This window comes from Nesterenkonia sp. E16_10, from assembly GCF_017347085.1.
Taxonomy (GTDB): Bacteria; Actinomycetota; Actinomycetes; order Actinomycetales; family Micrococcaceae; genus Nesterenkonia.
This window is the reverse complement of record NZ_JADPSA010000009.1, coordinates 14,725-37,233: the sequence shown is the minus strand read 5'-3', so window position 1 is coordinate 37,233 and position 22,509 is coordinate 14,725. Positions and strand designations below refer to the sequence as shown.

The 22,509-nt window shown below is 66.5% G+C and carries 16 protein-coding genes; 10 read left to right on the top strand and 6 right to left on the bottom strand.

The window, feature by feature from the left end:
• Positions 1 to 29: 29 nt before the first annotated feature.
• Both speB and I2487_RS03425 read right to left on the bottom strand, forming a co-directional pair.
• Positions 30 to 1,028 carry an agmatinase gene (speB, locus tag I2487_RS03430; RefSeq protein WP_207169720.1) on the bottom strand — a complete coding sequence of 333 codons (999 nt, stop codon included), beginning with the start codon at positions 1,026 to 1,028 and terminating at the stop codon, positions 30 to 32.
• A 39-nt stretch (positions 1,029 to 1,067) separates the two neighbouring features.
• Entirely contained in the window at positions 1,068 to 2,585 is a 1,518-nt protein-coding gene (locus tag I2487_RS03425; RefSeq protein ID WP_255545911.1) for a BCCT family transporter, read from the bottom strand.
• A gap of 357 nt (positions 2,586 to 2,942) precedes the next feature.
• Here I2487_RS03425 and I2487_RS03420 point away from each other — a divergent pair, with 357 nt between their 5' ends.
• From I2487_RS03420 to I2487_RS03410, 3 genes are all read left to right on the top strand, one after another.
• Positions 2,943 to 4,562 carry an SLC13 family permease gene (locus I2487_RS03420; RefSeq protein WP_207169719.1) on the top strand — a complete coding sequence of 540 codons (1,620 nt, stop codon included), beginning with the start codon at positions 2,943 to 2,945 and terminating at the stop codon, positions 4,560 to 4,562.
• Between the two features lie 84 nt (positions 4,563 to 4,646).
• Positions 4,647 to 6,686 (top strand): threonine/serine exporter family protein, encoded by a 2,040-nt coding sequence (locus I2487_RS03415; protein ID WP_207169718.1) that lies wholly within the window; start codon positions 4,647 to 4,649, stop codon positions 6,684 to 6,686.
• 44 nt (positions 6,687 to 6,730) lie between these two features.
• Entirely contained in the window at positions 6,731 to 7,522 is a 792-nt protein-coding gene (locus I2487_RS03410; RefSeq protein WP_207169717.1) for a carbon-nitrogen hydrolase family protein, read from the top strand.
• A gap of 89 nt (positions 7,523 to 7,611) precedes the next feature.
• On the opposite strand, the gene I2487_RS03405 is transcribed toward I2487_RS03410, so the two are convergent.
• The gene (locus I2487_RS03405) at positions 7,612 to 9,330 is read right to left on the bottom strand and encodes a flavin monoamine oxidase family protein (RefSeq protein WP_207169716.1); all 1,719 of its coding nucleotides are present in this window, start codon (positions 9,328 to 9,330) and stop codon (positions 7,612 to 7,614) included.
• Positions 9,331 to 9,391: 61 nt separating this feature from the next.
• On the opposite strand from I2487_RS03405, the gene I2487_RS03400 reads away from it, so the two are divergent.
• The 4 genes from I2487_RS03400 to I2487_RS03385 all read left to right on the top strand — a co-directional run bounded on the left by I2487_RS03400 (position 9,392) and on the right by I2487_RS03385 (position 14,521).
• On the top strand, positions 9,392 to 10,351 hold the full coding sequence (locus tag I2487_RS03400) for an SDR family NAD(P)-dependent oxidoreductase (RefSeq protein WP_207169715.1): 960 nt from the start codon (positions 9,392 to 9,394) through the stop codon (positions 10,349 to 10,351).
• Between the two features lie 45 nt (positions 10,352 to 10,396).
• Positions 10,397 to 11,245: an ABC transporter ATP-binding protein gene (locus I2487_RS03395; protein ID WP_345941324.1), complete on the top strand. Its 849-nt coding sequence runs from the start codon at positions 10,397 to 10,399 to the stop codon at positions 11,243 to 11,245.
• A 145-nt stretch (positions 11,246 to 11,390) separates the two neighbouring features.
• Positions 11,391 to 12,395 (top strand): ABC transporter substrate-binding protein, encoded by a 1,005-nt coding sequence (locus I2487_RS03390; protein WP_207169714.1) that lies wholly within the window; start codon positions 11,391 to 11,393, stop codon positions 12,393 to 12,395.
• The gene (locus I2487_RS03385; protein WP_345941323.1) at positions 12,395 to 14,521 is read left to right on the top strand and encodes an iron ABC transporter permease; all 2,127 of its coding nucleotides are present in this window, start codon (positions 12,395 to 12,397) and stop codon (positions 14,519 to 14,521) included. The genes I2487_RS03390 and I2487_RS03385 overlap by 1 nt, the downstream gene beginning before the upstream one ends.
• Before the next feature lie 94 nt (positions 14,522 to 14,615).
• Here I2487_RS03385 and I2487_RS03380 read toward each other — a convergent pair whose 3' ends face one another.
• Entirely contained in the window at positions 14,616 to 16,019 is a 1,404-nt protein-coding gene (locus tag I2487_RS03380; RefSeq protein WP_345941322.1) for a phosphomannomutase/phosphoglucomutase, read from the bottom strand.
• 67 nt (positions 16,020 to 16,086) lie between these two features.
• On the opposite strand from I2487_RS03380, the gene I2487_RS03375 reads away from it, so the two are divergent.
• The 3 genes from I2487_RS03375 to I2487_RS03365 all read left to right on the top strand — a co-directional run bounded on the left by I2487_RS03375 (position 16,087) and on the right by I2487_RS03365 (position 19,278).
• The gene (locus I2487_RS03375) at positions 16,087 to 16,989 is read left to right on the top strand and encodes a hypothetical protein (protein ID WP_207169749.1); all 903 of its coding nucleotides are present in this window, start codon (positions 16,087 to 16,089) and stop codon (positions 16,987 to 16,989) included.
• 116 nt (positions 16,990 to 17,105) lie between these two features.
• A complete protein-coding gene (locus I2487_RS03370) occupies positions 17,106 to 18,467 on the top strand; it encodes a hypothetical protein (protein WP_255545910.1) in 1,362 nt (453 codons plus the stop codon).
• A gap of 1 nt (position 18,468) precedes the next feature.
• Positions 18,469 to 19,278 carry a DNA-formamidopyrimidine glycosylase family protein gene (locus I2487_RS03365; protein ID WP_207169713.1) on the top strand — a complete coding sequence of 270 codons (810 nt, stop codon included), beginning with the start codon at positions 18,469 to 18,471 and terminating at the stop codon, positions 19,276 to 19,278.
• Positions 19,279 to 20,608: 1,330 nt separating this feature from the next.
• Here I2487_RS03365 and I2487_RS03360 read toward each other — a convergent pair.
• Positions 20,609 to 21,055, bottom strand: a complete 447-nt coding sequence (locus I2487_RS03360; RefSeq protein ID WP_207169712.1) for a recombinase family protein — start codon at positions 21,053 to 21,055, stop codon at positions 20,609 to 20,611.
• A gap of 66 nt (positions 21,056 to 21,121) precedes the next feature.
• Entirely contained in the window at positions 21,122 to 21,796 is a 675-nt protein-coding gene (locus tag I2487_RS03355; protein ID WP_207169711.1) for a hypothetical protein, read from the bottom strand.
• Positions 21,797 to 22,509 lie beyond the last annotated feature (713 nt).

The window sequence follows — 22,509 nt, the reverse complement described above, 5'->3', positions numbered from 1 at the left end:
TTCCTGCCTGAGCAGGTCCGGCCGCGCGCTCAGCGCGTCGGCCGGGCCTGCTCAGCGCCCATGGCGGAGATCAGCTCGTAGAGCACGTGCGCGGCCGCGATCCCGGTCAGCTGCGCGTGGTCATAGGCGGGGGCGACCTCGACGACGTCCACGCCGACGATCTGCTGATCGCTCAGGGCGCGGATGATCCGCAGCAGCTCTCGGCTGGTCAGCCCACCGGCCTCCGGGGTGCCGGTGCCGGGGGCGTGGGCCGGGTCCAGCACGTCGATGTCCACCGAGATGTAGACCGGCTTCCCGGCCAGGCGCTGCTTGAGCCGGGTGATCGCTGCGGCCACACCGTGTTCTTCGATGAACTCGCTGCTGGTGATCTGGAACCCCAGCTGCGCGTCCTCGGTGAGATCGCTCTTGCCGTAGAGCGGTCCGCGGATGCCCAGATGCGCGCTCGCGGTGAGATCGATGAACCCGTCCTCCGAGGCTCGTCGGAACGGGGTGCCATGGGTGAGCGGAACTCCGAAATAGGTGTCCCAGGTGTCCAGATGCGCGTCCGCGTGCAGCACCGCCACCGGGCCGTGCTGCTCCGCGGCGGCGCGCAGCAGCGGATAGGCGATCGTATGGTCCCCGCCGATCACCGCGAGCCTGCCCGCGCGGGTCAGCAGCTCCTTGGCGCCCTGATAGACCTGCTCCATCGCCTGGTCCAGGTCGAAGGGGTTCGCGACGATGTCCCCGGCATCGGCCACCTGCTGCACCGCGAAGGGTGAGATGTCCTGGGCGGGGTTGTAGGGGCGCAGCAGCCGGGAGGACTCGCGCACATGCGCCGGCCCGAACCGGGCGCCGGGCCGGTAGCTCACCCCGGAGTCGAAGGGCACCCCGGCCACCGCGATGTCAGCTGTGCCCACGGTCTCCAGAAGCGGCAGCAGCGCGAAGCTGGCGGGCCCGGCGAAGCGCGGCGTGCGGGAGCTGTCCCGGGGTCCCACCGGTGTCTGGGGTGGGTCCTGCGGGTGTTCTGCGGAGGCGTCGTGGGGGCTCATACGACTCATTGTTGCGCAGAGCAGGTCCAGATGGCGGGATCAGCTCACGGTGTGCGGCTCGGCGTCGACCGGTCGGCGGGGCCCGGTGCGCCGGTCGAAGCGCGCATCCCGGCGCAGCTCCTTGACCAGCGAGATCCCGAGCAGGGTGGCGATGATGGTGAACGGGACCGCAGAGAGCAGCGCGGTCTGCTGCAGCGCCTGCAGACCGCCGGCGATCAGCAGGACGATGGCGCAGAGCCCGGTGAGCAGGCCCCAGACGCCCAGCATGGGTCGGCTCGGGTACATCGATCCGCGCGAGGAGAGCACGCTGAGCACGAAGGTGTTCGAGTCCGCGCTGGAGACGAAGAACAGCACCACCATGGCCACGGTGAGCACCGAGGTGATGGCCGTGAGCGGCAGCGCGTCGAGCAGCGCGAAGAAGGTCACGTTGGTGTCCTCCAAGGTGGCCTCGCCGATGCTGGTGCCGGAGAACATGTCGAGGTGGATCGCGGAGCCGCCGAAGATCGTGAACCAGAGGCTGAAGACCAGAGTCGGCACGCCGAGCACCGCGACCACGAACTCCCGGATGGTGCGCCCCTTGGAGATCTTCGCCAGGAAGATGCCGACGAAGGCGCCCCAGCTCAACCACCAGGCCATCATGAAGTAGGTCCACCACTGCATCCACTGCAGGTCCTCCGGGGTGCCCGGGGTCAGCAGCGCGACCATCGGGAACTCCGCGAGGAACTGTCCCATGGAGCGGAAGTACAGGTTGCTGATGAAGCCGGTCGGGCCCACCACCAGCACGAACAGCCCCAGCGCCGCGGCGGCGAGCATGGTGGTCTTGCTGATCCATTTGATGCCGCGGGTGACCCCGGACATCGCGGAGAGGGTGAAGACCACGGTGATCCCCGCGATGATGATGACCTGCACGAAGAGGTCCGAGGGGATCCCGGTGAGGCTGTTGACCCCCTCGGCGATCTGCGCCGCGCCGAGTCCCAGCGAGGTGGTGGTGCCGAAGAGTGTGGCGATGATGGTGAAGATGTCGATCAGCTGGCCCGCCCAGCCATCCATGCTCTTGCCCAGCACCGGGCGCAGCATCGGGGAGATCAGCCCGGTGTTGTGACGCCGGTGGGTGGAGTAGGCGATGGCCAGCCCGAAGACGCCGAACAGCGCCCAGGCATTGGGGCCCCAGTTGAAGTAGGAGAACTGCATCGCGCGCACCGCGGCGTCCATGGTCTCAGGCTCGGCGAGGCCATGCGGGGGCACCATGAAATGGCTCATCGGTTCGGCTGCGCCGTAGCTGATCAGCCCGATGCCCATCACGGTGCCGCAGATCATCGCGATCCAGGACCAGTTGCTGAACTCCGGGCGGTCATGATCCTCGCCGAGCCGGATCTTGCCGAACCTGCTCAGTCCGAGATAGACCATCAGGGCGATGCAGCCCGCGGTGACCACCAGGTAGGCCCAGCCGATGTTCTGCGAGGACCAGGTCGACGCCGCCGTCATCACCAGGTTCAGGTTCTCCGGCGCGAGCGCCGCCCAGAGCACGAAGCTCAGCAGCGCCGCCATGGAGATCATGAAGACACCGCTGGGGCGCGAGCGGGGCGGGGTCCGTCTCACACCGTTTCGCTCGGCGTCTGGCACCGTTCGGGGTGCCTTGTCCTGGCTGTTCATCTGTCTCACGCGTCCTTGGCTCAGCGAACAGAGCCAACAGCCCGCCGCGACGAATGCACAGGCGGCTGCCAGAACATCGGGGACAAGCATACGCAACCTCGCCCGCCGGGCTGCACCGCAGCACCCCGCGGACCTGGTGCTGCGCAGGGTGTTCCGGGTCCGGTGCCCTGGTCAGCCCCACGGGGGTGCCCTAGGTTATGATCCACACGTGAGACGCGTCACTCCATTCGGCGGACGGTCCCGGAACAAGGGGGAGCAGCTATGAGTGATCAGTCCGGGGACGCGGCGCCAGATCAGGCCCGGCGCGAAGACGTCATCGACACCGAAGGCCCCACCCGCCCGCCGGCGAAGACCTGGGCCTTCCGAGGGCTTGGGATCGCGCTGGCCATCCTGGTCTGGGCACTGCTCGGGGCTGCAGACATGTCCGCCGACGCGCGCCTGGTGGCCGGGGTCGCGGTGCTGATGGCCGTGTGGTGGATGACCGAATCGATGCCGCTCTCGGTCACCTCGCTGCTGCCGATCGTGCTCTTCCCGGTGCTCACCGCGCTGGAGATCGCCGAGGTCACCGCGCCCTACGCGAACCCGATCGTGTTCCTGTTCCTCGGCGGCTTCCTGATCGCGATTGCGATGCAGAAGTGGAACCTGCACCGCCGGATCGCGCTGCTGACCCTGCAACGGGTCGGCACGCACCCCCGGCAGATCATCCTCGGGATGATGATCGCCACCGCGTTCCTCTCCATGTGGGTCTCCAACACCGCGACCACCCTGATGATGCTGCCCATCGGTCTCAGCGTGCTGACCCTGGTGGTGGAGAACAGCCGCAACACCGGCACCAGCGCCGAGAGCGCGTCCATGACCGAGCAGATCCGCTCGGGCAAAGCGATCAGTGACGTCATCGAGGACCGCGAGGTGCGGGTCTTCGGCGTCGCCCTGGTGCTGGCCATCGCCTGGGCCGCCACCATCGGCGGGCTCGGCACGCTGCTGGGCTCCCCGCCCAACGCCATCGTGGCCGGCTATATCAGTGAGGAGCTCGGCCAGACCGTCGGGTTCGCCCAGTGGATGATCCTCGGGGTGCCGATCGTGGTCGTGTTCATCGGGCTCTCCTGGCTGCTGATCACCCGAGTGATGTTCCGCTTCCAGCTCCCGGAGATCCCCGGCGGCAAGAAGCTGATCAATGACGAGGTCGCCGCCCTGGGGCCGATGAGCCAGGGGGAGAAGGTCGTGCTGGGCGTCTTCGTGCTCGCAGCCTTCTGCTGGATCGTGCCCGGAGTGCTCTCGGGCATCGGTGACATCGGTGAACAGCTGCCTTGGCTGGAGCTCTTCGACGACACCGTGATCGCCATCGGTGCAGGCATCCTGCTCTTCCTGATCCCCGGCGACAAGCGCGGGAACATGACGCTGCAGTGGAAGGACGCCGAGGAGGGCCTCCCCTGGGGCGTGCTGCTGCTCTTCGGCGGCGGCCTCTCGCTCGCCGCGGCCGTGGCCAGCACCGGTCTGGACGCCTGGTTCGGTGAACAGGTCAGCGGCCTCGGCGCGCTGCCGATCGTGCTGCTGCTGGCCGTGGTGGTCACCATCGTGCTGCTCCTGACCGAGATCACCAGCAACACCGCCACCGCTGCCACCTTCATCCCGATCCTCGGCGGCGTCGCGGTGGGCATCGGGGTGGACCCGATCACGCTGCTGATCCCGGCCGCGCTGGCCGCGACCTGCGCGTTCATGCTCCCGGTGGGCACCCCGCCGAACGCGATCGTCTACGCCACCGGCTATGTGAAGATCACCGAGATGGTCCGCGGCGGCCTCGTGCTCAACGTCGTCGGAATCATCCTGATCACGATCTTCACCGTGCTCCTGGGTCCGATCGCCTTCGACATGGTGTTCTAGGGGAGTTCTCACAGTCCTCGGCGCGTGACAGACTGACGTCCAAGATCAGGGTTCGTCCCGGATGCGTCACGTCGTGGAGGCCTCATGTCCCAGGATGCAAGCCAGGTGGGGTCAGTCGGCAGCGCCTCCGACGGTGACGCCGCGCAGGTGCCCGCGGAGGAGTCGGACGAGGACGCAGCGAGTCCTCCGGCGGACGCGATCGATCCGCGCATCGATCGAGAGGACCGCGAAACCCTGCTGCGGCCGTTGGTGCGTCCCACGCAGGAGATCGAGGATGAGCAGGGCTTCGCAAGAACCCTGACCCAGCACGTGGTCGACTCCTGGAATCACGCGGCGGCAGAAGAGGCACATCACGACTGGCCAGAGGCGCAGAGTCCGCCAGAGGCAGCCCCGGACACCGAGTCGTACCGGTTCGAGGACCTCAGTGCGCCCCCGCTGTTCCCCAGCGCGAGATACTTTCCCCCCGACGCGGACCTGGGCTCGGAGCCATGGCCAGACTCCCGGGCGGCGCTGTATGACCACGCCGTGTACGACCACCCGCACTACGATCTGCCTTGGGAGGATCCGGCGCGCGAGGATCTGCCCGCCTATGATCAGTCCTCCTATGATCAGTCCTCCTATGACCTGCCCGCCTATGACCTGGACGGGCTTCCCGGCCGGTCAGCGGGACACCCCCAGGTGCCCTCCCTGGGTGCCCCTGGACCTCCGGCGCGCCGGATCGCTCTCCCCGCGCGGCGTCTGGCGCAGAAGCTGATCAGTCCGGTGTCCTCGGCCACGGGCCAGATGTCCACGCTGGACTGGCTCTCCGGCACCCCGTTCGAGAACCCGCATCAGGCCCAGGAGCCCGGTGAGGACGATGAGCTCGTGACGATCAACCTGGTCCTGGACCTGGGAGAGTCGCTCTTCCGCTATGGGGCGGGGGCGCTGGAGGTGGAGACCTCCATCCTCGCGGTCACCTCGGCGTTCGGGATGAAGAACACCGATGTGGACATCACGAACCAGTCGATCATCCTGAACTGGTCGCCGCCGGGGAAGATTCCGTATTCCCGGGTGCGCGTGGTGCGGTCCTGGTCGGCGAACTTCCGGGCGCTCGCCGAGGTGCACACCCTGGTGACCGACATCGCGTTCGGACGGATCACCCGCGCGGAGGCCGATGAGACCCTGCAAGACATCCTCCGGGACCCCAAGCCCTATCCGCGCTGGGTGGTGGCCACCGCGGGGGCGCTCTTCGCGGGGCTTTTCGCCAGCTACACCGGCGCGCCGCTGTTGGATGCTTCTCTGGGCTTCCTCGCCACCCTGCTGGTCCTCGCCGTCACGCGCCAGCTCACGATCTGGCGGGTGCCCGAGATCTTCACCCTCGCGGTCGGCGGCTTCCTGGCCACCGCGGTGGCGCTCTGCGCGCTCACCCTGGGGGCGCCGATCACCACCTCCATGGTGGTCGCCGGGGGACTGATGATCCTGCTGCCCAGCGTGCGGATCGTCTCGGCCATCCAGGACGCGATCAATGCCTTCCCGATCACCGCCGCGGGCCGTCTGGTCTCCTCCCTGGTGGCCTTCTCCGGACTGACCGCCGGGATCATGGTCGGCGTGGTCCTCACCGGACGGGCCGGAGCCCCCGAGCTCGACGTGACCCGGGAGATCATGCGGATCTACCACCCAGGGGTTCTCACGGCCCTGGTCTTCCTGACCGCGATCACCGCCGCCATCGTGCAGCAGGCGCCCTACCGGCTGCTGCTGCCCACTGGAGCGGTGGCGGCGCTGGGCTTCGGGGGAGTCGCCGTGGGTGAGCTCATGGGATTCGGCGGATGGTTCACCCCGATCCTGGGCGCCACCGTGGTCGGCGCGCTGGCCCGGGTGGTCGCGCTGCGACTGCGCGCCCCGCAGCTCGTCGTCGCCGTCCCCGCCATGATGTTCATGCTTCCCGGGCTGATCATCTTCCGGGGGATGTACCAGATCGCGATCAGTCAATCCTCGGTGAACCGGACCGCAGGCCTGTATGAGATCTTCGACGCGCTGATCATCATCATGGCCATCGCCGCCGGGATCGTGCTGGGCGATGTGCTGATGCGGCCGCTCACGAAGCGGCTGCAGTCCAACGAGCGCACCAAGGGTCGACGACGCTGAGCCCCGACGGGTGCGCGGTGGGCGGAGAGAGGGATACTGGGCCCATGCGAATCGCACTGATGCAGCACACCGCCCGTCCGCTGGATCCTGCGCACAATCTGGACCTGATCGACGACGCCGCGGCCCAGGCGAGCGAGCAGGGGGCCCAGCTGCTGCTCACCCCGGAGCTCTTCGGCTTCGGCTACGTCCCGGCGCAGATTCGCGCCCAGGTCAGCGCGGAACAGGTCGACGCCGCGCGGTCCAGGCTGCGCGACATCGCCCGGGACCGCGGGATCGCGATGGTGTGGTCGCTTCCCGGCCCCGAGGCGCCGGAGCAGCGCGGGATCACCGCCGAGTTCGCCGATGAACACGGGGAGGTGCTTGCCGGCTACCAGAAGGTCCAGCTCTACGGGCCAGAGGAGAAGGCCGCCTTCATCCCGGGCGAGCAGCCGCCGCCGGTGTTCAGCTGGGACGGACGGCAGCTGGGCCTGCTGGTCTGCTACGACGTGGAGTTCCCCGAGATGGTCCGGGCCGCCGCGGCCCGCGGGGTCCAACTGCTGCTGGTGCCCACCGCCCTGGCAGGAGACGAGGCCTCGGTGCCGGGGATCCTGCTGCCCGCCCGCGCGGTGGAGAACGGGATCACCCTGGCCTATGCCAACCATTGCGGCCCGGAGGGCGAGCTGGTCTTCGATGGGCGCAGCGTCGTCGTCGGACCCGCAGGGCAGCCGCTGGGGGAGCTGGGCGTGGAGCCGGGTCTGCTGGTCGTGGACCTGCCGGACCCGAGCCAGGACGCAGGCTCCGGCAGCGCGGACTACCTGCAGGATCGGCGCGCGGAGCTCCACCGGAACTGGCTGTAATGGTTTTCCCCCGGGGCGCCGGGCCGGGTGGCCCAGCCCGGGCGCCGAGCCAGGGCGCCGGGCGCTGCCGCTGAGCCGGGCCCTGCCGCTCAGTCCAGCCGGATCGGGGCCAGATCCGCCCAGACGTCGCCCGGCCCGGGGTTCTCCGCCGCGGCGGTCCCGCCCAGGTGATGCAGCACCCCCCAGACCGCGTTCAGCGCGGTGGTCACCGCGCCGTCGGCCCATCCGGCGGTGAAGGAGATGTCATCGCCGGCGAGGAAGACCCCACGCTGGTGCTCCGGAAGCTGCTCCTGGACGAAGTGCCCGAAGAGCCGCTCCTGGTACCGGTAGTGCCCGGGCAGGTTGTTCTTAAAGGCGCCCATGAAGTTCGGGTCGGCCTCCCAGGAGACCGTGATCGGCTCACCGATCATATGCGCGCCGATGTCCACCCCGGGGTAGATCTTCGCCAGTGAATGCAGCATCAGTCGGGTCCGCTCCGAGGCGTCCAGCGGGAGCCACTTCAAGGCATCGTCGTTCCAGGTGTAGCTGAGCAGGATCGAGGCAGGCCGCTCCGGGCCCTCATCCAGCAGATAGGTGGCGCGCGGGAGCCGGTCGGTGAGCGTCATGGACATCACCGGACGCCCGGTCTCCGGGTCGATGTCGCGCCAGAAGGGCCGGTCCACCATGACGAAGGTCTTGGAGGAGAGCATGTAGTGGCTCTTCTCGATCGCGGTCCACATCGAGGGAGCGAAGAGGTTCTCATCGGTGTCGATCCGCGCGGAGAGCAGCCAGGACTGACACGTCACCACCGCGGCGGCGAACTCCTGGGTGCGGCCCCATTTCTCGGTGACCCGCACCCCGCCGCCGGGCAGCGCCGGGTTGCTGCCGCGGTGGATCCCGGAGACGGCACCGCGAGGGGCCCCGCCATGCAGCGACTCCAGCGAGGTACCAGGGGACCAGTGGGCAAGCCGTTCGGGGCGGTGCTTCCACAGCTGGACCGGCAGCCGCTGGGCACCTCCGTCGATGCTGCGATGGTGATCATCGGCGCCGGTGAACACCACGCGCAGCACCTCGAGGATCGAATTCGTGAAGTCGGTGTCCCAGCCCCCGCTGCCGAAGCCGACCTGACCGAAGGCCTCCAGGTGCTCGAAGCTCAGCTCCTGGAACGCCTGGCTGGAGGAGAGGAACCCGTAGAAGGACTCATCGTCGAAGCGCTCCACCAGCTGGTTCCACAGCCGCTTCAGCTCGAGGACGTCGCGGGAACAGATCGCCTGCTGCACCGCCTCCAGCTCGGCCTCCTCGGTGAGCGCGCGCTGCCAGGCCTGGGCCACCTCGGCGAAGAACGGCGGCAGGTGGCTGGCATCTTCGGCGTAGAACGCCTGACCCTTGAGCTCGATCACCGTGGAGGGAGCGGCTCCGGTGAGCGGATTCGGGAACTCCCGGGTCGGCAGATCCAGCAGATCCACGTAGTGGTAGAAGGCCTTGCCCGAGGTGGGGAAGCGCATCCCGCCCAGATCGGCCACCACCTCCGGGGCCGCGGCGAAGGACTGGGTCTTCAGCCGGCCGCCGATCTCCCCGGCCTCGAAGATCACCGGCTTGCACCCCAGCTTCATCAGCTCATAGGCGGCGACGACGCCGGCCAGCCCGGCCCCGATCACGGCCACCTCCGTGCCCTGGGCCTGCTCGGGGAGGCTGCCCAGCCCTGCCGGGTGCTCCAGGTAGTGGTCGTAGCTGAACGGGAAGTCGGGGTTGAGCATGGTCAGCGTGGGCTCCCCGGGGGCGGCGTCCGCCGGGTCCGGGGTCTCGGGCAGCGGGCTGGAGACTGTCATGGGTTCAGCTTATGGGGGCAGGATGGGGTTCATGTGACCCCGGGCTGGAAGGACCTTCGTCATGGCGCGCCTCATCTCTTCGTCCGATTCTGGCTTCACCGCGACCAGCACCGCCGAGGAGGTGCTGGAGGGGGTCGACCTGCAGGGCAAGACAGCGGTCGTGACCGGGGCATCCTCAGGAATCGGGATCGAGACCGCCCGCGCCCTGGCAGGGGCCGGTGCTCATGTGGTGCTCGCGGTGCGCGACGTGCCAGCCGGGCGCCGAGCCGCCGAGGACGTTCTCCGCTCGCACCCGGCGGCGTCTCTCGATGTCCGAGGACTGGACCTGGCGGATCTGGACTCGGTCGATCGTTTCACGAGGGCCTTCTCCGGTCCGCTGCATCTGCTGATCAACAATGCCGGCATCATGATGACTCCCGAGCTGCGCACCGCGCAGGGCTGGGAGCTTCAGTTCGCGACCAACCACCTGGGCCACTTCGCGCTCGCGCTGGGGCTGCATCCACGACTGGTCGAGGCAGGAGGCGCCCGGATCGTCTCGGTCAGCTCCAGCGGGCACGACATGTCAGACATCCGCTACGAGGATCTCTTCTTCGATCGTGGGGCCTACGACCCGGGGCATGCCTACGGGCAGTCCAAGACCGCCAATGTGCTGTTCGCCGTGGAGGCCACCCGCCGATGGGCGTCGGAGGGCATCGCGGTCAACGCCGTCATGCCCGGTGGGATCTGGACCAACCTGCAGCGCCACTGGGAGCCGCAGGCGCTCGCCGAGACCAAGGCATATGTCGAGCGCGCCGGTATAGCCATGAAGTCCCCGGCACAGGGGGCGGCGACATCGGTCTTCGCCGCCGCCTCGCCCCTGCTCGAGGGCATCGGCGGGCTGTATCTGGAGGACTGCCAGGAGGCGGAGGTGGTCCCGGAGATCATCAACGGCACCCATGGCGTGAGGGATTACGCGCTGGACCCAGAGAATGCCGCAAGGCTCTGGGGTGTATCCGCAGAACTGCTCCGCCAGAACTCGTGACGCAAAGTTAGGTTCACCTTCCCAATAATTTGCTAACATGCAGATGTGCCAATCAATCGAATGCCCTCCACGCTGCGAACAGAGTCTGTCTCGGTCTCCTACGGAGCCTCCCCGGTGGTGCACGACGCCAGCGTCGAGCTGCTTCCCGGCGGGGTCACCGCCCTGATCGGCCCCAATGGCAGCGGCAAGTCCACCCTGCTGCGCGGCATCTGCCGACTCGCCCGCACCACGGGGCGCGTGACTCTGGACGGCTCAGACTCTGCGGCTCTCTCGCCGCGGGCCTTCGCCAAGCGGCTCACGATCCTCGCCCAGCAGCGCCCCACCCCCGGCGGGCTCACCGTGTCCGAGGTGGTCGAACTCGGCCGACATCCCCACCGGAGACGTTTCAGCCGCACCGATGAGGCCTGTGTGGCGGCGGTGGAACGGGCGATCTCGCTGACCGACCTTGAGGAATTGCGGCATCGTCCGGTTGCGGAGCTCTCCGGCGGACAGCTCCAGCGGGTCTGGCTCGCCACCTGCCTGGCCCAAGAGACCGACGTGCTGCTGCTCGATGAACCCACCACGTTCCTGGATCTCAAGCACCAGATGAGCCTGCTGGATCTGATCCGGGATCTCGCCGACACCCACGGGCTGACCATCGGGGTGGTGCTCCACGACCTGGAACAGGCCGCCGACATCGCCGACCGCGTCATCCTGGTCTCGGAAGGACGGATCGCCGCCACCGGAACCCCCGCCGAGGTGATGACCGCCGAACGGCTCAGCGCCACCTTCGGGGTGGATATCCAGGTGGCCACGCTTCCCTTCGGAGGACTCGCGGTGCGCGCCCAGCGCTCCGGAAGGCGCCTGAGTGCTCGGGCCGAGGAGCTGGCAGAACCGGTGCTGCTCTCCGCCTAGCCCTCCCCGCCATTCCCTCCCGTTTCGTCCCTGCCCGCCGCCTCCGCGCAGGTTGTGTCTCCGCTGCGCCCTGCCCTGATTCACCCCTGCCGGCCCACAGTTTCCACACCCTGTTTAACCCTTACTGAAAGGAACTCTCTCCACTATGAACCTCTCTCCCCGCCTCGGCAGGACGTCTGCGGCCGCCGCCGTCGTCCTGATGGCGCTGACCGCCTGTGGCACCACCGATGTCGAAGACACCGAGGAGGACACCGCGGCCGCGGACTCCGGCCCGGTCACCGTGACCGACTATCGCGGCGAGGAGATCACCCTGGATGCCCCCGCGCAACGCGTGGTCACCCTGGAATGGGCGCAGACGGAGAACGTCGAGATCCTCGGCGGAAACCAGGTCGGCGTCGCTGACCTGGAGGGCTACGGGGTGTGGAACTCCGCAGCGCCGCTGGACGAGGACACCACCGACGTCGGGCTGCGCACCGAGCCGAGCCTGGAAGCCATCGGCCAGGCCGATCCTGACCTGATCCTGGGCGTGGACGTCTCGGTCCCGGAGGGCCTGCTGGAGGATCTCGAGGAGATCGCCCCGGTGGTGCTGCAGCCCGGGGCTGACGCCTCGGACCCGCTGGGCAATATGGAGGACAACTTCCGGATGACCGCCGAGCTGCTCGGCGCCGAGGACCGCGCCGACGAGGTCTGGGCCGAGTTCGAGGAGACCCGCGACGCCGGCGCCGAGGCCATCGAGGAGGCCGGAATCGCCGGCACCCCGTTTGTGCTGGTCTACCCGACCGTAGAGGGCAACACCGCCACCTTCCGGATGCATGGCCCAGGAGCCCTCGCGCAGACACTCGGCGAGGAGATCGGCCTGGAATCGGCCTGGCAGGACGAAGGCGATGAGGCCTTCGCGATCAGCCAGTCCGATGTCGAGGGCCTGACCGCGCTCGAGGATGACACGATTCTCTACTGGTGGACCGCCGAGACTGAGCCGGAGGATCCGTTCTCCGCACTCGAGGACAACTCCGTCTGGACCTCGCTGGGCTTCGTCGAGAATGAAGCCACCCACCCGGTGGAGGAGATCTGGATCTATGGCGGACCCGCCTCGGCAGGTCAGTGGATCGACTACCTCGCCGAGACCGCAGTCGAGACCGCCGGCCAGTAGTGACTGAACTGAAGAGTGCCGCCGAGGCGCCGAGGACGCTTCCCCTGGACCCCGCCGGGTCGCCGGCGAAGGCGCGTGCCACCGCACTGGGCGCCTTGGTCATCGCCGGTGTGCTGCTGGGGCTGCTCTCGGTCGTGCATCTGGCCCAGGGGACCTCCGCCACCTCACCCTGGGACCTGCTGGCGGCACTCTTCAGCTCCGACGACGGCGCCTCCGCCGCCCAGCTGCGCGCCCTCGCGCTGGATTCGCGGCTGCCGCGACTGGTGGGCGGGCTCGTGGTCGGGGCCGCACTGGGCATCGCCGGGTGCGCGCTGCAGGCGATGACGCGCAACCCGCTGGCTTCCCCGGACACCCTGGCGGTCAACGCCGGGGCGCACCTGGCGCTCACCGCCGCCGCCGCCTTCGGGGTCTCGCTGCCGCTGCTGAGCTCTGCGGCGCTGGCCTTCCTCGGCGGCGGGGTGGCCGCCGGCGTCGTGCTGCTGCTCGCCGGGTTCTCCGAACACGCCCCGATCCGACTGGTGCTCGCCGGGACCGTGGTGGCCATGGGGCTGGCCTCGGTGACCGCGGCGCTGCTGATGCTCTATGCCCAGTCCACCCAGGGGCTGTTCCTCTGGGGCGCCGGCACGCTGAACCTGGCCGGGCTCTCCGGGCTGCTGCCGCTGCTGCCGGTGGTGATCGCCGCGACCATCGGACTCGTGCTGCTCGCGCGCAGCACCGATGTGCTCTCCCTGGGTGCCGACACCGCGCAGTCCATGGGCGTGAATGTGGCCTTCCTCCGCGCAGGCCTGCTGGTCTGCGCCGTGGCGCTCTCGGCGGCTGCGGTGACCATGGTGGGCCCGCTGGGCTTCGTGGGTCTGTGTGCCCCGGCGATCGTGCGCCTCCTGTCCTCCCGGGTCAGCCGGCTGGGCCGCTTCACCTGGGCACTGAGCGCCTCCGCGCTGCTGGGTGCGCTGATCGTGATCGGCGCCGACGTCGCGGTCCGCGCCCTGGTCTTCGCGGTCGCCGGTCCCAACCTGGCCGTGGCCATCCCCACCGGCGTGGTCACCTCCCTGGTCGGCGCGGTGTTCCTGGTGGTGCTGGCGCTGCGCATGCGCAGCGCCGGGGGCAATCAGGAGATCTCCGCGATGCCGCTGCCCCATGGGATCACCCTGAGTCGCCGGGTCACGCTCACCATCGCCGCCGCGGTGCTGCTGATGGTGCTCGCCGGGGCCGGCATGCTGCTGGGGGACTGGTGGCTGCGCCTCGGCGACGTCGCGCTGTGGCTCTCCGGGGAGGCCGCCCGCGCCATTGAGATCACCTTGGACTTCCGCAGCCCCCGGGTCGCCGCGGCGGTGCTGGCCGGCGGGGTGCTCGCGATCGCCGGCGCGCTGGTGCAGACCGTGACCCGGAACCCGCTGGCGGACCCGGGGATCCTCGGGGTCGCCGCCTCCGGAGGCGCCGGCGCCGTGATCGCGCTGATCCTGTTCAACACCTCCGCCTGGACCATGTCCGCCGGGGCCGCCGTGGGCGCGGTGCTCGCCGGACTGGTGGTGTTCCTGTTGGCTGGTTCTCGCGGCAGCTCGCCCGAGAAGGTGGTGCTGGTCGGGATCGGAGTCATGACCGCCGCGCAGGCGATCACCCAGCTGCTGATCTCCTCGACGAACCCCTATAACCAGGCGATGGCGATCTCGTTCCTGGGCGGCTCCACCTTCGGGACCACCTGGAGCGACCTGGCGCCGATCCTGCTGATGCTGCTGCTCTCCATCCCGGTGCTGATCTTCCTGCGCCGGGAGCTGGACCTGATCAGCATCGATGACCTGACCCCGCGGATCCTCGGGGTGCGACTCTCCGGGGTGCGCGCCACCGCGCTGATCATCGCCGTGCTGCTCTCCGCGGTGGCGGTGGTCGGCGTGGGCGTGATCAGCTTCGTGGGCCTGGCGGCCCCGCATATGGCGCGCATGCTCGTGGGCCGGGAACACCGGTGGTTCCTACCGGTGGCCGCACTCTTGGGCGCGGTGCTGGTCTCCGTCTCGGACACCTTCGGGCGCACCGTGATCGCTCCGGATCAGCTGCCGGCCGGGCTGGTGGTCGCCGTGCTGGGTCCGCCGTATCTGCTGTGGCTGCTCAAGCGCTCCACGCGCAGCTGAGCGTGATCAGCGGACGTTGAGGTCGATGAACAGCAGCTGGGCCCGGCACCAGGTGCCGGGCCCAGCGCTCGATCAGATGATCAGAACTGCGTGATCAGCTCTGCGTGACCAGCCCGAGGACCTCGTCGCGCACGGCTTCCATCTGCTTGGAGCTGTGAGCCTCGCCGTTGAACCGCAGGAACGGCTCGGTGTTGGAGGGGCGCAGGTTGAACCACCAGGTGCCATCGGCGGCCCGGACGGTGAGCCCGTCCATGTGTGAGATCTCCGCGTCGCGGTCGGTGAAGGCCGCCTCGACCCGCTCGGCGGCGCCGGCCTTGTCCTCGACCTCGGAGTTGATCTCTCCGGAGGCCGAGTAGGGGTTGAACTCGGCGGCCAGTTCGCTCAGCGGTCGCTCCTGTCCGCCCAGGGAGGCGAGCACGTGCATGGCGGCGAGCATGCCGGTGTCGGCGTTGAAGAACTCGCGGAAGTAATAGTGCGCGGAGTGCTCTCCGCCGAAGATCGCCTGCTCCTCGGCCATGACGGCCTTGATGTAGGAGTGGCCCACTCGGGTCTCCACGGCGCGGCCGCCGGCCTGCTCCACGACCTCGGGCACCGCGCGGGAGGTGATCAGGTTATGGATGACCACGGGGGTCTCCTCCCCTTCAGCCTGTGCGCGGGTGATCTCGCGGCGGGCCACCAGTGCGGTCACCGCGGAGGGGGAGACGGGCTCGCCCAGTTCATCGATCACGAAGCAGCGGTCCGCGTCGCCGTCGAAGGCCAGACCGATGTCAGCGCCCGTCTCGCGGACCTTGACCTGCAGGTCGCGCAGGTTCTCCGACTCCAGCGGATTGGCCGGGTGGTTGGGGAAGCTGCCGTCGAGCTCGAAGAACAGCGGGGTGATCTCCAGTGGCAGTGCTGCCAGCAGGTCATCGCCGAGCACCGCGCCGGTGGTCAGCCCGGACATGCCGTTGGCGGCGTCGACGACGACCTTCAGCGGCCTGATCCCGGAGAGGTCGACCAGGGAGCGCAGGTATTCGGAGTACTGGGCCAGGATGTTGATCAGCTTCATCGAGCCGGGTTCATCCACGGAGGGGATCTCCTCGGCGTCGAGGTAGGCCTGGGCGGCGTCGCGGATCTCTTCGAGCCCGGTCTCGGCGGAGAGCGGCACGGCTCCGGCCTTGGTCATCTTCATCCCGTTGTACTGCGCGGGGTTATGGCTCGCGGTGAAGACCACGCCCGGGGCCTCCATGGTGCCGGAGGCGAAGTAGAGCATGTCCGTGGAGATCAGGCCCAGTTGGGTCACATCGGCTCCGCGGGAATTGGCGCCCTGCGTGAAGGCCGCGGCGAAGTCGGCGGAGGAAGCGCGCATGTCACCGCCGACCAGCACGGTCTGTCCGGCGAGTCCGAGGACGTCGACGAATGCGGCGCCCACGGCGCGCACCGACTCTTCGGTGATGGTCTCGTCCACGAGTCCGCGGACGTCATATGCCTTGAATGAGGCTGAAAGATCAATAGTCACGAGGATTATCGTACGTGAGCAGGGTTCATCTAGCCCGCGCCCAGGAGAACCGACGTAGACTAACAGTGTGGAAATACTGGTGGTCCTTGCAATCGGCGTCGCGCTGTTCCTGGGTATTCGCATGCTCATGCAGCGGCAGGCCCAGAAGCTCAACGACGGCATCAAGGTGGCTGTGACGCCGGAGAACGCGCGCAAGGCTGCGCTGGCGCTCTCGGACGAGCAGCACCGCGAGCTCTACCGCGCCATCGGCGCGGAGGATGGCCGGCGTGCGCTGGCGATCTTCAAGCAGTCCACCGGAGCGCCGGTCAAGGACTGCATCATCGCAGTCCAGGCGCTGCATGCCTACCCCCAGCAGGCCCCCTCAGAGCTGCGCATGGAAGACGAGATGACCGGCTCCGACGGCGGCGCGAGCGTCGGCCCCGCGGAGAGCCGCAATCGCCCCGGAACCGAGGACGAGGTCCTCGACGGGGAGCTGGTGGAGGACGCCATCGACGGAGTCCGAGAGGACGCAGACTCCTCCGGGCGTGACGCGTCGACTCAGGACCCGACCAAGCCCATCGGCGAGGCCGACCCGCACACCGGGGAGATCATCGGCGAGAACTCCCAGCAGATCCCGAACATCCCCGGCGGCGACCAGCCCCGACGCGAGGCCGACGCTCCACACGACGTGGACGCCCGCGCCAAGCGACTGATGGAAGAGTCCGGGTTCAACCCCGAGGACGAGCTCACCATCCCGGAGGACTGGGACACCGAGGAAGAAGAGATGGCCGGCTTCCACCTCGAGGTCCAGCGCGGCGAGGAGAAGATCACACTCTCCCACGATGACCTCGAGCCCTGGGTCCACGATCAGCTCTACGCGCTGCTGCGCGATGACCGGGTGGACCAGGCGGCAGAGCTGCTCTCCACGCACTCCCCGCTGACCAAAGAGGAAGCCCGCAAGTTCCTCGTGGTCTTCAAGAACCAGACCTGATCCTGCGCGTTTCCTGCCCGATGAACGTGGTCGTTAAAATTTTCGGGAAGATTCCACACCTAATTTGAGAATGCCTATAGGCTCGAGTGAATTCTCGCGTACGAAGGGGTATTCGAATGGTTCCGAAGACTTGGCATGAAGCCCGCCTGATTCCCACCTCTGGCATCGGTAGTCCGATCGAGCAGGAACGACGAGCTACTTCCGCCCTGCTAGCAGTCATCAGTGCTGTCGACGAGTTCGGCCGTGCATTGTTGAAGCCCTGTGGCGCTCCTGCCGGCCACGTCGAGACCTACGTGGAAGTCCCCTTTGACCTCGGGAAGAAGTCCCTGCGCCCGGATGGGGTGATACGAGTGTCGAGGGGCAAGCGAGAATGGACCGCGCTGGTCGAGGTGAAGACCTCGTCCAACCACCTCGAAGTGGAGCAGGTCGAGAACTACCTCGACCTCGCCAAGGACAACGGCTACGACGCCGTCATCACCATCTCCAATGAGATCCCGCCGGTGATGGGAAGCCACCCGCTGGCACTAGACAAGCGCAAGGTCAAGAGCGTGCCGGTGTACCACTTCTCATGGGTCCGGATTGTCTCCATCGCATTGATGCAGAAAGAAGTTCACGGAGTCCAAGACCCAGATCAGGCCTGGATTCTCGGTGAGCTCATTCGGTATTTAGAACACGACAATTCTGGGGCGCTGGCGTTCACCGACATGGGTTCGACGTGGACCAAAGTTCGCGAAGACGCGAGGAAAGGTGTGCTGCGCAAGAGTGATCCTGACGTCGTGGATGTGGCGACGAAGTTCGATGCGCTCATCCGGTACACCTGTCTCAGACTGGGGCAAAAACTGGGCACGGAGGTCTTTCCGCAGCTTCCCCGGCGACAGTTGCAGAACCCCAAGGAACGTACGGCAGAACTCGTCGATGAGCTGGTGGCGGACAGCTGCCTGGCTGCGAAGATCCGCATCCCGGACACGGTGGCCGACCTCGAGGTGAAATGTGATCTTCGAGGTCAGCAGATTCACGTCTCGGTGACCGTGCCTGCGTCAGGCCACGCGCGCAGCGAGACCCGAGTGCGGTGGCTCATGCGGCAGCTCCCCGAGGACCTGGAGAACGTCGTCATCGAGGCGAGTGGGCGAGGTCGAAAACTGGCCGCTCCCATCAGTGAGATTCGTGCGGATGAGAAAGTGCTGGCCCCGGAAGCGGATAAAGAGATCAGCCGCTTCAAGATCACGCACATCTATCCAATGGGTGTCGCAAAGTCCACACGGGCGAAGTCCTCGTTCATCGATTCCGTGGGGACCTCCATCGATGACTTCTACGGGCGAGTGGTTCAACGATTGAAGCCATGGACGCCGCCGGCACCGAAGCTCCGTGCCAAGCCAGAAGAGCGGCTGCAGGATGACCAGTACGCCTCCACGGACCTCTCCTCGATGGACTCCAGCGAACCCGCAACGGCATCAATGGCACCGGCGACGGAGACCTGACGTGCCCGAAGGAGATACCGTGTTCCGGCAGGCGGCCGTGCTGCACGCGGCCCTTGCCGGCAAGGTGCTGACGTCCAGCGACTTCAGGGTGCCGAGACATGCCACGGCCGATCTCTCGGGCCGGACCGTGGAGCAGGTGATCGCCCGGGGCAAGCACCTGCTGATGCGGGTCGGTGATCTCACGGTGCACTCCCACCTGAAGATGGAGGGGACCTGGCACGTCTACCCCCGCGACGCCGCGGGATCACGACCCCGTTGGCGTCGCACCGCGCATACGGCGCGCTGTGTGCTGCGCACTCAGGACCAGGAGGCCGTGGGCTTCTCCCTGGGGGAGCTGAACATCCTCTCCACGGCCGAAGAGCAGGACAAGCTCGCCCACCTAGGTCCTGATCTGCTCGGACCGGACTGGGACCCCGCCGAGGCGACCCGCCGGCTGCTCTCGGCACCGCAGCGCAGCATCGGAGTGGCCCTGCTGGACCAGAGCAACCTCGCCGGCGTCGGCAATGTCTTCCGCAGCGAGATCTGTTTCCTCGCAGGGATCCTGCCCAGTCGTCCCGTGGCGGAGGTGACGAACCTCGCGCGGGTGATCGAGCTCAGCGAGAAGCTGCTGACGGTGAACCGGCTGCGGATCCGACGGTGTACCACCGCCAACCCCACCTCAGGGCCTCCGTATTGGGTCTACGGGCGCGGCGGCAAGCCCTGCATGCGCTGCGGAACCCGGCTGCGCAAGAGCGAGCTCGGCGAGGCCGAGCTGCGCAAGGCCGCCGTGGAAGACCGCGTGATCTACTTCTGCCCGTCCTGCCAGTCCTGAGCTCGACCGGACCTGCCGCGACCTGGTTGCCCGGAACTCTTGCAGGCCTAGAGCGCGAACAGAACTAGGTAGAGTCGGATGATGCCGAAGGTCAGCAATCATCGACCTGCGGATTTCTCAATATCGATAGGGTGCCGAACTAGGGGTGGAGAGGTGGAGCAAGAGTCGTCGAGTCACCGACTTGATCAGCTGGGTGCCTAGACGACCCCGGATACTTCTAAATGCGGTACTAATCTCGCGGTGCCTATTTTTCGCAGGCATTGACCATTCGATAGTCGAACGTCGGGCTCCGAGGGTCCCAAGGATAGTTTCTACTGAATGCTCACGTAGTCATAGACTCGAGATTAACCGGTTACCACTCACCGAGGGGCGAAGTGATGAAAATATTGGTCGACTGCCTTCTATGCGGCAAAAATCCCGCCGCTGGGAACAGAGAAACTGACGAGCAGCGCATGGGGAGCCTGGCATGAGTTGGATGGGACACGCGGACAGTGAACCAAAGAGCGTGCAGCGCGAGATCCCCACAAGTGTTCCAGTCAAGCGCACGAAAGGCCGTCGCAGAAACCTACCGCCGGGAGGTGAGCGCCCCGGGCAAGGGCCAACATTCACGGGCCTTCTGATAGTCGTGATTGGACTACTCTCGCTTGGATTGGCTCTCTACGGGGGCTCCCCCGGGGGGATTGCGACGGGTCTAGCACTCATGGCATTCGGTGGGTCAATTGCCCTTGGAGCATTCTGCATGGCCGTTCTATGGCATCTCGAGTGGCAGCGGAAGCACATTGAGGTTCACTATGGAAATCCCTACGCTCGATGACCGTCCAAGAACTTCCAGTACGGTCAGGAAACACGGTGCGATGAAGTACTTGATTGACATGAGTCGAGAGATCCCACGCCAGTAAGGCCTATCGACTTCGGTTGAGACCCAGGTCGAGATATGGGCTTTTACTGGCACACCATGATGTCTACGCCTCCCGTGACCGCCCCTGAAAGCTCCTCCAGAGCGCCTCATAGGTGCCCGCGGTTGCACCTTCGGTCGCTAAGTGCCTGAGCCTGGCTCCTGAGGGCTCTCAGGGCGTGCCTTGAGACTGAGCCCCATCCCCTCGGTTCGCTTGTAGAGAGTGGACCTTCTGATACCCAACCCCCTAGCTGCCTGGGCGGCGCTGAGAAGTCCCTGCCGGACCTACTCGGCCTTTCTCTGGATCGGCTGATCCGAGTATGCCTTGGGTCGGCCTCCGACCTTGTCCCCTCGGTCGCGACGTAGCTGCACACCATTGCGTGCTCGCTCAGCCTTGATCCTGGACTCCATCGTCGCGATCGTAGACATCAGATACTAGAGCAGCTCGCCGCCAGGCGTGCTGGTGTCGATGTCCATATTCAAGGTGTGCTGGTTCATCCCTGAGGTCTTGAGGCGGTCGGCGAACTCGAGCATTTCACGTGTGTTCCTTCCCAAACGGTCGAGCATCGTGACGGTGAGAACGTCACCTGTGCGCGTGCGTCCATCCATGAAGCGTCCCTGATCCTTGGACCAAGCTCCTATGAGCTTTTCCGAAGAAGGGGGCCTCATAGTGGTGCCGGTACGTCCGTGGTCCTCTTCGATGTCGAGAGCATCGATGCCTGCGGCCTCGAGCTGCTCACGCTGGGCCTTGCTCTCCCTGGAGACGCGCGCGTATCCGAAGCGCTGTCTGTGCGCTGCTGGCTCATAGCTGCCCCATCTGGGTTCCTGGTAGCTGTCCGACTGAAGAACATTCCGAGATATCTGTTGTCGGAAAGCAAGCACTACAGGTGGGAGATGGCACTCGGAGGGACAAAGTGTCCGGCCAGGAGTGGCCTACTGGTGCATGCTTCAGTCGGACGCGCTGTGGCTCAAAGACTTCCTTGGTGCCTTCTTGGCAGGCTTTCCAGACTCGCCACGCCAGGGTGTGGTGAACTCCTTTACTGCTAGCTCGTAGTCGTCTACGTCACTTTGAGTTCGACCCAATGCTCTTGGGCGTAAACGAGGCGTATCATTCTGCGGGAAATCGGAGTGTAGATACCAGCCTATGTAGATCATTGCCCTGTGGTTTCTTCCCTTGACCAGGACCAGCCCAACGAGTCCAAAGACCACAAGGACCAGGAGGAGTGACCACTCTATGATCTGGAGCTCGTCTAGGAATACGACTCCGTTCCAAAGTAGGAGTACAGCCATGCCGAACGGAAACACCAGCGCCATGGCTATGAGCGGAAACGCATAAAGTTTGGCCAAATTCTCGGCCTCCTGATCTCCACAACGCTCGTAGAGGTATTCGATCCTGTCGGCTGCCCGGTCGTATATGCGACGGCGAATCACCACGTAGACCGTAATAGCCAATCCAAAGGGGACGGGAAGTCCGATTGCGGCATCGAACGGGGGGTATCCGTCGTCACCCAATCGACGCATCTCACCAGGGAGCACCGAGATAAACGCTATGGACCCTATCAAAGGCAAGAGCAGCAAGGTCTCGTATGCGGTCCCGAACGGGTACCTGAGGTGACTCAGCATGCGATAGGACCTGCGATCCAGGTCCCGCACCAGGTCGGCTTGCGCGCGTCCCTTGAAAACCCCAAGGAGCTCAGAATCTTGCAGTAGACCTTTGCGCAGACGCCTGAGTGGCGCTCCGAGCGAAGCCCGGACTGCGCCCACCAAAGTAAGTGCCACCGACGCTAGCAGTGCAGCCTGATAGAGGTTTTCTAGATTCACAGCTCCCATGGCGCAATGTTATTCGCTACCAAGAGAAGAACCGCTACATGGTGGACAGGGCCTGCCCGAGCGACACTTCGACCACAGGCAAAGTCCCAGTCTCGCTGGATACGCACATCCGATGTTTGGCCGAAGGAGGTCCTTGACCCCTGTTGCATCTAGCCTGCGAGGATCTTACCTACGGTATTGACAGGGCTCCTCTCCGGACGAGCCACGGATACGTCCTTTATTGACGTTTGTTGCTAGCCCCGGGTGACAAAGGATGTCCACTCCAATCCGCGAGCGCCTACCAACAAGTCCCTCCGGCAGGTTCTCCCTCACGGTATTCACTGACGAACGCTTCGATGGAGGCACACCAGCCCGTGTGCCCACCGGCCTCTACAGCACTTTCGATGGTCGCTCCTTCAGGAAGGGCGGTCCATACTCCAGGAGCGAGTGCCACTGCTTCTGAGTGCTCTTGGAAGGCGCTCTGGATCTGCTGAGGCAAGTCACTGACGGGGACCACTTCCGGGTAC

What these genes read in the sequence shown, in the direction of transcription:
- speB (WP_207169720.1), bottom strand. Translation starts at nt 1,028, where the DNA reads ATGAGCCCCCACGACGCCTCCGCAGAACACCCGCAGGACCCACCCCAG.
- I2487_RS03425 (WP_255545911.1), bottom strand. Translation starts at nt 2,585, where the DNA reads ATGATCTCCATGGCGGCGCTGCTGAGCTTCGTGCTCTGGGCGGCGCTC.
- I2487_RS03420 (WP_207169719.1), top strand. Translation starts at nt 2,943, where the DNA reads ATGAGTGATCAGTCCGGGGACGCGGCGCCAGATCAGGCCCGGCGCGAA.
- I2487_RS03415 (WP_207169718.1), top strand. Translation starts at nt 4,647, where the DNA reads ATGTCCCAGGATGCAAGCCAGGTGGGGTCAGTCGGCAGCGCCTCCGAC.
- I2487_RS03410 (WP_207169717.1), top strand. Translation starts at nt 6,731, where the DNA reads ATGCGAATCGCACTGATGCAGCACACCGCCCGTCCGCTGGATCCTGCG.
- I2487_RS03405 (WP_207169716.1), bottom strand. Translation starts at nt 9,330, where the DNA reads ATGACAGTCTCCAGCCCGCTGCCCGAGACCCCGGACCCGGCGGACGCC.
- I2487_RS03400 (WP_207169715.1), top strand. Translation starts at nt 9,392, where the DNA reads ATGGCGCGCCTCATCTCTTCGTCCGATTCTGGCTTCACCGCGACCAGC.
- I2487_RS03390 (WP_207169714.1), top strand. Translation starts at nt 11,391, where the DNA reads ATGAACCTCTCTCCCCGCCTCGGCAGGACGTCTGCGGCCGCCGCCGTC.
- I2487_RS03370 (WP_255545910.1), top strand. Translation starts at nt 17,106, where the DNA reads ATGGTTCCGAAGACTTGGCATGAAGCCCGCCTGATTCCCACCTCTGGC.
- I2487_RS03355 (WP_207169711.1), bottom strand. Translation starts at nt 21,796, where the DNA reads ATGCTGAGTCACCTCAGGTACCCGTTCGGGACCGCATACGAGACCTTG.